Genomic DNA, 11,517 nt, shown 5'->3' on the forward strand with positions numbered 1-11,517 from the left:
CCACGTCCGAGTTGGCCGTGCCCGCCGGTGGCGCGCGCGAGGTCGTGGTGCTGGACGCGCTCGGGCGGGCGGTGCGCCGCCAAGTGGTGCCGGCCCGCGCCGCGGCGGTGACCCTGTCGGTGGCCGGGCTGGCACCCGGCCTCTATCTGGTCCGCTGCGGTGCCGCCACGGGGCGGTTGGTGGTGGAGTAAGGCGCGACAGGGCAGCCCAATGAACAACAAACGCCGTCCCGGGTGATCCCATCCAACAAGCTAATTCGAACCGGGCAGGCGGCAAGGTCTCACGCAGGTTGTCTTACCAGCGGAGAAAGGGCAAATCGCGGTGACGGCGTTTCTTGGCTAGTTACGCTCTACTAGAGTGCTTGGCGGGGCTTTTGCACTTGCTGCCTCAATGCTAAAGGAAGGTGCATCCTTGTTCACCCAAAAGTTAGGGCTTGCTTCCGTAGACGGGCTTGGGAGGCATTTATGGTCCGCTGGCATCGGATTTTCGGCTTTTCTTAGGTGGGGTTCTGTGCCACGGGAAGCAGCACCTTGCGGTCCCGGAGCTTCATAAGGGGGACTTCAAACCGCTCGTAGACCACTTTTGATAAACCCACGATGGCCGCGAGTGCCACGGCCTTAACCAACAGCTTGCCCCCGAAGCCAAGGTGGAACGGGTCCGTGACGTGGTAGCACACGAATAGCACGGGGATGTGGGACAGGTAGATGGAATACGACCACTTGCTGATGGATTCCACCCCAGCCGCCACGAGCTTGGCGGGACGAGTCAGGCTCTCCACCCAGGGCAGCATCGCGGCGCAGGCCAGCGGCAGCAGCGAGAACACCCAGGCCCCGTACGGTGCCGGTTGGGATTCCGGTACTCGGTGCAGCAGCGCCAAGTTCACGGCCGCGAGCACGAGGCCGGGCAGGAACAGGTAGCGCAACCGGGGCCAGGCGGCTGGGAGGTAATGCCTCAGCACGGCTAGGGCCACGCCGAACATGAGCGCGTCCACGCGGCAGGCCACCACCATCCGCATGCCGAACTCCCACGACAACGCGGGCCGCCCGAGGCGGATGCCCAGCGGGACGAGGACCAGCAGGGCGATGACGATGAGGAAGGCCGCGGGCTTGCTCACCCAGCGCAGCAACCCAAACACGGCGGCGGGAAACAGCAGGTAAAACCATTCTTCGATGGCCAAGCTCCAGGAAACCGAGTAAAAACTGGAAACGGGCCAGGCCAGGTTTTGCAGGAAGACGGCGTACAACGCCATGCCCGCGGGGGTGGTGCTGCCCAAGATGCTGGACAGGGCGAGGTGCACCAAAAAAAAGAGGTAGTAGTTCGGCAGAGTCCGAATCCAACGCCGTTGCAGGAAATCGTACAGGTGAGCCCACCCGAAATGGGGAGTGGCCAGCACCTGGCGCAGAAAGAGGCCACCAATGAGATAGCCGCTCAACACGAAAAATAACTCTACCCCCAGCACCCCCAGGATTTGCAGCGGCCGCGCAAAGTGAGACACAATGACCAGAACAATGGCGGTAGTGCGGAACAAGTCCAAGCCGTAAATGCGGCGGTGGCCGGCCGCACCCGCGGCGTGACCTTTTTTAGCTTTTGGTAGACGGAAGGGCATGAATCGGAATAAAGGCTCCCAAAGTTACTGTCCAAAACCATCTGTTTTCCAATAGTATTCAAAAAGAAGAATGTTTAAATGTTTTCCATGGGGTGGCCAGGTTCGGACCTCGCCATGTTCAGCTAAATTCGACGGATAAAATAGTTCGGTTCCATGCGTCTGCTATAGTCTACCGACTTCACACCGGTGAGCCTCACATTTAAGTGCCCGCCTTGCTACTTTTAGGCCGGTTACAAGTAAGTTACTCCTGCTATTTGCACTGGTTGCACTATCCGCGCCTAGTGCGCCGTGCCCCTATCCCAAGGCCCTAGGCCGTTAGTGTCGCGGACAGGAAGGCAGATTATCCAAACTAGAAAATAATCGGGATGGGCGTTTCTGCTGAGACAATCCAGAGGCCGGTAGATAGTTTGGGTTTAGTGCACCCCATTTGCTCGGTGGGTCGGTTCAGCTTCGAGGGTTGAAACGGCGCTTACTACCGAAGTTTTGGAACAAGACAAACCCAAACAGGGCTCGCGACCAGCGTTTCATAGCTCAACCACCAAACTCGCACCGGGAGCGTGTCGCCACCCAAGCGCAATGGTAGAGAGCGGCGCAGGATGCTCCAGGTTTGCCTCATCCTACGATGCCGAATAAAAGTCTCTGATAAGCGTTTGCGGTTGAGGCGGTTCAGGGCCTGCCGGCTTACGCTTCATTGCTTGATACTGAACAAAAAAATATATTTAGGCCCGCATACTTGTAAATCCCCTTGGCTCGTTGTAGCATTGTCGAGCTAATTAGCCAGTCGCTGCGAACCCTTCTAACTCGGCGGCCGACGCGACAACTCCTCCCCTGCCATTACCCCAGCCACTACCAGTGCTCGCTTGCCCGTGGGGCAAAATGACCGCTGACTTTGCTTGCCCCGGTGCCTGGACTTTGCCCCGTGCCACCTGTCCCGGGAAATACCTCTGCCGTCCGGAAGCTTTTCTTCTTGGCCGGCCCCGCTGCCCTTCCTTGCTCACCTTTCTACCCACCCAATCCGCATGTCGGCTTCTGCTGCCTATTATGCCGCTGCTCAAGAGCATCTCGAGGCCGCGCAAGCGGCTGTCGCCCGGCACCAAACCTTGACGGGCAACTGGCAGGTCAGCGACATTGTGGACGAGGCCGGCCAACAGTACGTGGACTTAGTCATGGAAGGCGGGGGCGTTCTAGGCATTGCGCTGGTCGGCTACGTGTACGTGCTTGAACAGCTTGGCATTCGCTTTCTGCAGTTGGGGGGCACCTCAGCCGGCTCAATAAACGCCTTGCTCATGGCCGCGGCGGGTCCCGTGCAGGCTGCTAAGACGGAGTGGCTGCTGGAGCGGCTCGGCGCCCAGAATTTGCAGGACTTTGTAGACGGGGACGACGACGCCCGCGACTTCGTCGAAGTCCTCGTCGACAACGGCCGGTTGCTGCGCTACCTGTGGAAAGGCGCCCAGGTACTCGACAACCTGCAAAAGGATTTCGGACTCAACCCCGGTGAGGTGTTCCACACCTGGCTGCGCGACGTTCTGAACGAGCAGGGCATCGGCACGGTGCGCGACCTAAACCAACTGCGCACTCTGAACCCGGCTGACGGATTGCGGCGGCGCGACGGCACGGTTTACGCCCCCGCGGCGCCCATTCGAGTGGCCCTGGTAGCCGCGGACGTGACAACCGAATCCAAGGTGGTGTTTCCCGAAATGGCTGGCTTGTATTACCAAGAACCGGAAGCGGTCCACCCGGCCGATTTCGTACGGGCTTCCATGTCCATTCCTGGCTTTTTTCGCCCTTACCAGGTGCGGGACCTGCCGCGGACGGGCGAAGCGGGCGGCCCGGCCTGGGAGGACAGCACGGGGTATTGCGGCACCATTCCGGAAGCGGTGTATTTCATCGATGGCGGCATTCTGTCCAATTTTCCCATCGACCTATTTCACCAGCACTACAAGGTGCCGGCCTGTCCCACCTTCGGCGTTAAGCTCGGTTTGCACCGCGACTCGGCCAACCGGGCCGAGAAGTTTACGCAGCTGCTCGGCCACATCTTCGACACCACCCGGCACGGGCACGATTACGATTTCATTGCCCGCAATCCGGACTTTAGGCACTTGGTGAGCTACGCCGACACCAGCCGTTTTAACTGGCTAGACTTTTCGCTCGACGACACGGCCAAACAGGGTTTGTTTGCCGAAGGAGCCCGGGCCGCGGCCCGCTTCGTGGAGAAGTTTGACTGGGCCGGCTACCGCGAAGTGCGTCACCAGATGATCAAAGCTTACCAAGTGACCGATGCCGTGCAGCCCAGCACCACCATCACCTAGCTACTGCTCACAGTAGCCGACTACCTGTTTTCCTTTCTTGTTCACTGAGTTTGCCCATCTACCCATGGCCACTTTGTATCAGGTTATCCCCTTGGAAGCCAACCTGCGTTCCCAACCACGTTTGGACCCCAAAACTGTGCTGACCCAGCTCAAGCAGGGCCAGCAGGTGGAGGAGCTGCCGGCGCTACCCAAACAGCCTGCGGATTGGCGACGGGTCCGGGCAGACCTGCAGGGCACACCGGTGGAGGGCTACATCAAGGCATTCTTACTAAAAAAAATTACTGCATTTTCGGTGCCGCTTCCGCCCCCGGTGCTGCCCAATATTCCGGAGGCCCGGCTGCCCAGTCCCAATCCGGTGCGCCGCAACCAGTCCGGCGATGGGTCCCGGGTGTTTGACCTCACCGAGCCGAACCAACCCGGGCGCCCCGGGCCTACTCCGGCCGACCAAGCCCTACAATTGGGCGCTATACTGACGTATCTTGGGGTGAGCCACTCGGCGCGCTACGCCGCTGGGGCCGGTAAGACCTACTGCAACATCTACGCCCACGACTATGCCCATTTGGCGGGCACCTACATGCCGCGGGTGTGGTGGACGCGCAAGGCCCTGGTGGCACTGGCAGCCGGGATGGCCGTGCAGCCGGCTTACGGCACCACGGTGCAAGAGCTTAATGCCAATAGCATCTACAACTGGTTCGAGGAATTTGGGCCGGACTTTGGCTGGCGGCGCTCAGTGGATTTGACGGAAGTGCAACGGGCTGCTAACTCCGGCCAGGTTTGCATCATTAGCGGGCAACGCCAGGACCTAAATGCTCCTGGCCATATCTGTGCTGTGGTGCCCGAAACAACTCAGCACCACGCCAAGCGGCAGGGTGAGCGGGTGAACGTACCACTCATGAGCCAAGCTGGGGCCAGCAACTTTGAATATGGTGGCCGGGTGTGGTGGACCGATGCAAAGTTTGCACGCTTCGCTTTTTGGATTCATGCGTAAAAATAATAATCACAGAACATATATGAATCAGCTAAATATAACTTATTAAATAATAATATAATTTATTTATTAATATATTTTCCCGATTTTTTTTATTATACTGAGTGAAGGTTATATTAAATGAAAGCTCAATAAAAAGGTTATTCGCATTTTTTTGTTTCCTCACAGATAATTTGATAAGCAATGAATTGGGTTACAACTCATGGATTGGGCAAGCGCATGGATAAATTGCCACTAGTGTTGGCAGGTCCAATACTGCGTCGCACTGAAGCTATTGCTACTTCAATATGGATAGCATTGAGAGATGACCCAGGGAAATTGATACTGCATATTTATGAGGGAGCATCTACCACCCCAATTGTTTCAAGTGAAGCTACGTCACTTTTAAAACTAGGGGATGCGTTATTTGTAGCATTATTAACGGCTGAATATCCATTTGAATCTAATAATAGGTTACAGGCTGGGATCGTATATCAATATGACATTGAATTTCCAGGGATAGCTCCTTGGCTTGGAAAGAAATTAGAAGATGTTGGGATTTTAAATAACCCAATGTTAACCAGCGGAGGAATTAATTTTATTGCTTATACCTCTCTGAACATCCATAGACCTTCATTTTCATTACCTCCAACATCCATTGATGATTTAAGAATCATTCATACATCTTGCCGTAAAGTTCATGGTGGCGATGGTGGGGATTTGGATGCATTAACCGCATTAGATGAAATTATCTTGCAAAGCGCTGACCAGCCTAATGCAAGACCACACCAATTATATTTTACTGGCGATCAGATCTATGCTGATGACGTATCCGATACGTTGTTATACATGATTCAAGATGCTGAAGCTCATATTATAGGCTGGCAAGAGACATTACCATTATTGAAGGAAGGAGATAATATTAGACCGGGCTATCGTGCTGATGCCCGAAGGAATATAATTAAAGAGGTGGCCCATTTATCGATAGGCGATGAGCCCGAAGATGCTAAGAGTCACTTGATGAAGCTAAGTGAGTATTATTTAGCATATTTATTTGCTTGGTCGCCTGTGTTGTGGGTTGATGAAGAGGAATATTTTCCTAATTGGTCTGACTTATTTCCTGACCCTTTCGATTTGCCAGTAGTTGAAATAATAGAGTCAGCCGTTGAAGAAGGAGGATCTGGAACTGGTGATATAACTATACGGATAGAGCCTTTTTTGGATGAACGCAGTAAAACCATAATATTTTGGAAGAAATTGTCTATGGTTCGGAGAGCCTTGGCCAATGTTCCGATTTATATGATATGCGACGATCACGAGGTAACAGATGATTGGTTTATTGATAAAGCTTGGGCAGAAGAAGTTCTACACCCTACCAACTTATTAGGAAGGCGTATCCTTCAAAACGCGGTTTCAGCTTATGTTATGTTCCAAGCATGGGGTAATACACCCAAGCTCCCACAGTTTAGTTTGGCGGCTCAAGCAGGGAACACAGTTCTGAAAAGAATTTCTGATTTATCTGTTAAAGGGGCGACGATTAACCAATTTAACTTAATTGGGGAATTGCTTACTCCCATTTTAAAGAGCAATAGTGTAAGTTATGGAGTAGAAGGCGTTGAATTAACTAGCTCAATTGAGTTTAGCTACGCAATTGATTTTAATAATTTTCGTGCTATTGTGTTAGATAGTAGAACGAGAAGGTTTTTCCCTAACGACGGCGGTGCTCCTGCTTTGCTTAGCGAAGAGGCATTGAACAACCAAATCAAAGCAAACCTTCAAGGTTTGGGTCCTAATCAAGAATTTGTTTTGCTAATTGCTCCTGCTCCAATCATTGGTCATACCGATTGGGAAGAAACGACCCAGCCATTCCTCGCCAGATTGGGCAAACCTAAGCGAGAAATAGACTGGGAAGCTTGGGGATTCAACAAACGATGTTTTGAAGCTGTTTTGAGTTCATTTAACGCGGTTCCTAAATTAGTTATACTGTCAGGCGATGTACATTTCTCTTTTACTGCAGTTGGAAAGTATTGGAAAAATTCAGCTACCGGGGTAAGCAATGGAAGCAAAGTGTCCACATTTGCACAATTAACTTCAAGCGCTGCCAAAAACAGCACTGAAAACACCAATAATCTGGCCACAAATGAAATTAATACAGCTAGAATTATTCCATATTTTGGTGCCAATTTGCCACTAGCTGCTGCGCCTAAATACGTTTTGGGAAGGAAAGTCCCGGCCAGATTTATGCAGAAACGTCCATCTTTAAGCAATCCTTGGACGAACTTTAAATTATCAAATTCAACACCATCTACCTATGTATTTTATAAGTTAAATCAAGAAAACGAACGTGTAGATCCTATGCTTGGTGTAGACTGGGCTTATCGCATATATTTCCTTGATGACATCCGTAACAGCGTTGTGCGCGGACATTACTCTGAAGCAAATGCTTCTGATCCATATAGTCCACCAGCCAACAATTATGAACAATACTTATATCAGCACAAGAGAAACACACGCTGGACAGTACAAACTAGTGCTGTTGGAAGAGATTGCATCGGGGAAGTAACGTTTAGGTTAACTGGGTCGAAGTTGATAATAACTCACGCGTTGTGGTACGGCTTAGAAGGCAAGTATAAAGATGATGCGTTTTATATTAAACCGTTTACTGTACACACATGTGAACTTGACCCAAACGATAATGAAATACAACCTGAACCATAGTGTTATTAAAAGCTTGGCTTTATGCTTAGCGGTGCAATTGATGACATTAAGTGAAGCATCAGCGGATGTTTGGAAGCAAAATTGGACACCTGCTGCTTTAACAGTATTATTAGTTATGTCATTTTTCGTGTTTCCAAATGCCGTGTGTTTATACGTTTTGATGCATTTTAGAAAAGTACCGTATAAAGCTTTCAAATTTTTTATAGCTTGTCTTATTATCTCTTTGGGTATTGAAATGCTGGCGATTTGGATGAAGATGTATTTATACAATGACGATCATTCAACAAATTTAATTACCGAATACCTGTCAACTCCTTTATTGTGGATTCCTAAACTCGTGTTACTGATTGTGTCAATAATACTAGTTTCTGTTGATAAATCAGAGAATAATTGAATCTATTTGCCTTTCGCTCATGTATACCTCGAACTTTCAGAAGATTCTATTCGTAGAATTGAAAAAACTTTGGCAACCATTGATCGCTGCCTCAACGAGTCGCGAACAATTGTCTGATTTATTCTTATCATTGGGATGGGATGTTGAGGCCTTTAGCAGCAACGGCCAAGAAGAAAACGGTTTCCTCAATGCCTTCCAGGTGTTAGGATCATCTCTTTCAATTTTAGATACCTTTTCTACCCAAAGTGCCCCAAATACACTTCCCGAACTCACTCAATATTTGAGTGAGATCAGTGAGATTACCGATACTGTAAGAGAGGCAACAGGCGCATTTAGTAATCAGCAACAATATTTTCCTTTTTTAGTAGGAGACCTTATAAAAAAATTGTTCGTTAAATATTTATATGATAACCATAATGAAGCGTATTTTTTATTAAAGTCAATAAATGTAATTATATCAGATTCATCTAGCCCGGTCATTATTAACGGTTTATTGGCGTATGACCCTGAAAAGGAGGAGTCTTTAGATTTGATTGCGTTAAGTCGTTTCATTAGATCGCCTAATGCTGCTTTAGCTTCTATATACTGGCCGCAAGGTCTTAACACTGTTGACCAAGCAACTGAAAGCGGCAACAGGCTCTTTAAAACTCTTGCTGGCGTATTTAAAAAAACGACTATTGAAGCAGTCGCTGGTCGAAGCGAAATAGACAAACCCGACTATATTGATACTCAAACATGGGAACGTCTACGTGGACTCTTGACTGTGCAACACCGTTTCATTGCAGACAACGGCATACAAACCCAATTAGGCATTACAGCGGGCATACTTTCTGCCTTTGAAGGGGGGCCTGGTGTTTTCTTGCAAATGTTCGGGGAGCTCGCTGTCCAGCAATTTTTTGGAAATTGGGTATTAAGTGGTCAAATTGACGGTCAACTTCAAGCCATTAAAGTAACTTCCAAAGGTATTCAGCCATTATCACCTTCAATATTGAGCGCTTTCAATAGCCATATAGCTCTCAATTTGCTTACACCAAAGGAAGGGGGGGCTGCGCTAAAAATAGGCAGCACTTACGGGACACGTTTAGAAATAGGACATGCTGAATTAGGTGCTTTTATAAGAAAGACCAATATCGATGACTATGGAATTATACTGAGACTGTCAGATAGCACCTTTGTGATAAAGCCCGGTGATGGTGATAGTTTTATCAACAAAATCATTCCACTTAACGGCACAAACTTTAAATTTGATTTTGGAATAGGATGGACTAAAAGTCACGGAATCCATTTCGAAGGAAGCACAGGGTTGGAAAAGCAGATAAACGTTACTCATACTTCGGCTAATCGTAATTTTTTTAGTGTAAAGTCGTTTCAATTAGGAATCACTGCTTCGAACTCTGGAATTCTAGTTGCAACATCTGCTTCAGGGAAGATAGAATTAGGGCCGGTTATAATATCACTAGACAAAGTTGGTTTAGCATCAAATATTCTTTTTAAACCAAATGGTGGTAATACTGGCCCAGCTGATTTAAATATCCAATTTGACCCACCTAAAGCTGTAGGCATACAAGTCGAGTCAGATGCGGTTACTGGCGGTGGGTACCTTACTAGTGATCCGGCCAATCACCAGTATGCGGGAGTGGCTCAACTTATACTCAAAACGGGCAAGGAAATCAACCTAACTGCTCTAGGCTTGCTGCAAACCGAACTACCTGGTAAACCCAACGATTACTCGCTTCTACTCCTAATTACGGCGCAATTTGGCGCCATCCAGCTGGGGCTGGGCTTCACCCTCAGCGGGGTAGGTGGCGTAATAGGCGTAAACCGGGCCACCAATACGGATTACCTGCGCGGCCTTGTCCATCGCGGGCAAATCAAACAATTGCTGTTCCCGGCCAACGTACTGGACAATCCGGCCGCCGCCCTCGCCATGGTCGATTCGGCCTTCCCGGCCACCGAGGGCCGGTATGTTATTGGCTTAATGGCTCAAGTGGGTTGGGGAGTACCCACCTCACTTATTTGCCTTGACGTCGCCCTCATTGTGGAGTTACCTGCTCCCGTCCGTTTAGCGATATTAGGCGTGTTGCAGGCTACCCTGCCTGACAAGGACCGCCAGTTCTTGAAATTACGGGCTGACTTCCTGGGTACTGTTGATTTTGGGTCCAGGCGGGCGGCGTTCGACGCCACGCTCAGCGACTCCAAGATTTTGAACTTCATCTTAAACGGGGACCTAGCTTTTCGCCTGTATCAGGGTCAAAATCCCCTATTTTTGATTTCGGCCGGGGGCTACCATCCCGATTTTAAAGCGCCGGCGGGTGCCGGTTACCCCAGCCTGCGCCGCCTCACGTTGTCGCTCGCTACGGGCAACGACCTGCGTATCACCCTGGCTAGCTATTTCGCCGTCACCTCCAACACGGTGCAGTTCGGTAGCAGCCTCGACCTCTACCTACGCTTGCGCCTCGGGCTGTACGTGGACGGGCACTTTGGCTTTGACATTCTCTTTCAGTTTAACCCCTTCCGCCTAGCGGCTTACATCGATGCCCGGGTAGCCATTAAGCGCGGCAGTACCACGCTGCTGGGGCTGCGGCTTTCGCTCAACGTAACGGGTCCCGGCCCCTGGCACATCTGGGGTGAAGCCAGCTTTAAGATTTGGTTAGTGCGCATCAGCGTGCGGGTCAATACCAAGTTCGGTACTGAGGCTTCTCAGGACAAGCTGCCGTCCCCGAACGTGCACGATTTGCTGTATGCCGCGCTGACCACTCCAACGAGCTGGGAAGTTGAAGCCCCCGCAACTGCCGTGCCGGCGGGCATCGTACTGCGGCCGTTGACGAGCCAACCCAGCCAGCTGTTCCTCGACCCACGCGGGGCGCTGGTGCTCCGCCAGCGCGTGGCCCCGCTGGGCCTCGCCCTGGAAAAGTACGGCAACGGCACGGCCCTCCCCACCGGGGGGAGCCGATTCGACCTCACCACGCTGAAGGTCGGCAAGCTGAACCTGGCGACTACTGGAGCCACCGCCACGGACTTGGAAACCGTGCGCGACTTTTTTGCCCCGGAACAATTTCGCCGCTTCTCGGACGGGGAAAAGCTCTCGCTGCCATCCTTTGAGTTGCTGCCCTGTGGTCTGCGGGTCAAGAGCCTTGCTGGCTTAGTGGGGGCGGCCATCGCCACCCAGCGCATCGTGGAGTACGAGCAGTTGGTGTTGAACGGTCCGGCTACCGGCGTGGTCACCGGCGGGACCATCGGCAAACTCTCGCCCCGTACCTTTCAAAACCTGGCCCGCAACAGCCAACTAGGCAAGGAGTACCAAGCCGCCCAACCCTCGGCCCGCGCCCCCCAGCCGGTGGGCTGGAGCGAACAAACCTACTCCGTGGTCAAGTCGGCCGACCTGAGCCTGTACGACCCGGAGGAGCATCCCAGTTTCGCCAGCCAAGTGCAAGCCGAAGACTTCCGGCGGCTCCAAGTTGATGCTCCGGAGCTGCTCGTGATTCCTTCCTACGAGCTGCTGCTCGCCTAAGCCGTCCACACC

Annotated in this window: 7 protein-coding genes; 6 read left to right on the forward strand and 1 reads right to left on the reverse strand. The window is 51.3% G+C overall.

The window, feature by feature from the left end:
• Window positions 1–191 (forward strand): hypothetical protein (locus VF629_RS15825; RefSeq protein WP_331059460.1); only part of this gene is annotated, 191 nt, incomplete at its 5' end.
• A gap of 305 nt (window positions 192–496) precedes the next feature.
• Here the strand turns inward: VF629_RS15825 and VF629_RS15830 are convergent.
• The gene (locus VF629_RS15830) at window positions 497–1,606 is read right to left on the reverse strand and encodes an acyltransferase (protein WP_331059461.1); all 1,110 of its coding nucleotides are present in this window, start codon (window positions 1,604–1,606) and stop codon (window positions 497–499) included.
• Between the two features lie 1,019 nt (window positions 1,607–2,625).
• Here VF629_RS15830 and VF629_RS15835 point away from each other — a divergent pair.
• The 5 genes from VF629_RS15835 to VF629_RS15855 all read left to right on the forward strand — a co-directional run bounded on the left by VF629_RS15835 (window position 2,626) and on the right by VF629_RS15855 (window position 11,505).
• Window positions 2,626–3,915 (forward strand): patatin-like phospholipase family protein, encoded by a 1,290-nt coding sequence (locus tag VF629_RS15835; protein WP_331059462.1) that lies wholly within the window; start codon window positions 2,626–2,628, stop codon window positions 3,913–3,915.
• Between the two features lie 64 nt (window positions 3,916–3,979).
• On the forward strand, window positions 3,980–4,903 hold the full coding sequence (locus VF629_RS15840; protein WP_331059463.1) for a hypothetical protein: 924 nt from the start codon (window positions 3,980–3,982) through the stop codon (window positions 4,901–4,903).
• 183 nt (window positions 4,904–5,086) lie between these two features.
• The gene (locus VF629_RS15845) at window positions 5,087–7,600 is read left to right on the forward strand and encodes a hypothetical protein (protein ID WP_331059464.1); all 2,514 of its coding nucleotides are present in this window, start codon (window positions 5,087–5,089) and stop codon (window positions 7,598–7,600) included.
• Window positions 7,578–7,994: a hypothetical protein gene (locus VF629_RS15850; protein ID WP_331059465.1), complete on the forward strand. Its 417-nt coding sequence runs from the start codon at window positions 7,578–7,580 to the stop codon at window positions 7,992–7,994. Before VF629_RS15845 ends, VF629_RS15850 begins: the two co-directional genes overlap by 23 nt.
• Before the next feature lie 19 nt (window positions 7,995–8,013).
• Window positions 8,014–11,505: a DUF6603 domain-containing protein gene (locus VF629_RS15855; RefSeq protein WP_331059466.1), complete on the forward strand. Its 3,492-nt coding sequence runs from the start codon at window positions 8,014–8,016 to the stop codon at window positions 11,503–11,505.
• Window positions 11,506–11,517: the final 12 nt, after the last annotated feature.

Source organism: Hymenobacter sp. (genome assembly GCF_036388155.1).
Taxonomy (GTDB): Bacteria; Bacteroidota; Bacteroidia; order Cytophagales; family Hymenobacteraceae; genus Hymenobacter.